Genomic DNA, 1,084 nt, shown 5'->3' with positions numbered 1-1,084 from the left:
GCCATCGGCGGCGAGCAGAGCGGCCATGTCATCCTGCTGCACCATGCCACCACCGGCGACGGTGAGCTGACCGCCGGCAAGCTGCTCAAGCTGCTGGCTGAGAGCGGCAAGAAGATGAGCGAGCTGAACGGCATCTACGCCCAGTATCCGCAGGTGCTGGTGAATGTGACCGCCAACGCCGCCCAGAAGCAGGCATACAAAGAGGACGAAGTTCTGGCCGGTTTCATTGAGAACGAGCAGCAGAAGCTCATGGGCATGGGCCGCGTGCTGGTGCGGGTGTCCGGCACCGAGCCGAAGATCCGCGTGATGGTGGAAGGGCAGGATCTGGACGCCATCCACCGCTGCGCCGACCGCATCGTGGATAAGATCAACAAGCGCATTCTGGGCCAGTAAGAAACGGATAAAAGAGAAGGGAGGACGCTATGCGCCCTGCAGATACCTGGAAAGACTATGAACTGCTGGATGCCACCGACGGCAACCGTCTGGAGCGCTGGGGTGAGACCATCCTCATCCGCCCGGACCCGCAGGTGGTGTGGAAAACGCCCAAGCAGAGCCCGCTGTGGGCAAAGGCAGATGCTGTTTATCACCGCTCCAATCAGGGCGGCGGCGAGTGGGAGTACAAGCGCCGTCTGCCCGAAAAGTGGAAGATCAGCTGCGGCGAGGGCGAGGATAAGCTCACCCTCATCGTCAGCCCCACCGGCTTCAAGCACACCGGCGTGTTCCCGGAGCAGGCTGTCAACTGGGCATGGTACGCCAAAAAAATCCGTGCCGCAGGCCGCCCGGTAAAGGTGCTGAACCTGTTCGGCTACACCGGCGGTGCCACGCTGGCCTGTGCGGCGGCAGGTGCCACCGTCTGCCATGTGGATGCCTCCAAGGGCATCGTGGCGTGGGGCAAGGACAATGCCGTGGCAAGCGGCCTTGCCGACCGGCCAATCCGCTGGCTGGTGGACGACTGTGCCAAGTTCGTTGCCCGCGAAAAACGCCGCGGCAACACCTACGACGGCATCATCATGGACCCGCCCAGCTACGGGCGCGGCCCCGGCGGTGAGATCTGGAAGCTGGAGGACTGCATCTACGACCTCAT

Annotated in this window: 1 protein-coding gene and 1 pseudogene; both read left to right on the top strand. The window is 63.1% G+C overall.

Annotated features, from left to right (window positions below; genetic code table 11):
* Positions 1-393 (top strand): annotated as a pseudogene (locus tag ACZM22_RS11170) (phosphoglucosamine mutase); the annotation flags it as partial.
* Positions 394-422: 29 nt separating this feature from the next.
* Positions 423-1,084, top strand: a 662-nt coding sequence (locus tag ACZM22_RS11165) for a class I SAM-dependent methyltransferase (protein WP_489544125.1), incomplete at its 3' end; no start/stop codon positions are given.

The organism is Vescimonas sp. (assembly GCF_057856985.1).
This window is presented reverse-complemented; position numbering and strand designations above follow the sequence as displayed.